1 pseudogene is annotated in these 260 nt (G+C 56.9%); it reads left to right on the top strand.

Annotation, left to right across the window (positions count from 1 at the left end):
• A pseudogene (locus tag AC2ETI_RS32770) lies at positions 1 to 213 on the top strand (ABC transporter ATP-binding protein); the annotation flags it as partial.
• Positions 214 to 260: the final 47 nt, after the last annotated feature.

The following is a 260-nucleotide window of genomic DNA, read 5'->3' as shown; positions in this document are numbered from 1 at the left end:
ATGGGTCTCGCACCTCGAATCGTCTCGCAGATGTACGACGTCGTCGGCTCGCTTGCAGCCGAAGGCATTTCCATTCTCGTCGCCGAGCAGTTCGCACGAGCGGTGCTGCCCATCGCGACCTCGGCCGCACTCATGTTGCAGGGACGCGTCGTGAAGACCGGCGATCCACACGACATCGAAAATGAACTTTCTACCAGTTATCTAGGAGGATGACGATGACTACTCTCGCCGAAGATCGCCGTGAGGAATTCAAGAAGAAC

It is taken from the genome of Rhodococcus sp. MurmanLake-1 (assembly GCF_056945715.1).
This window is presented reverse-complemented; position numbering and strand designations above follow the sequence as displayed.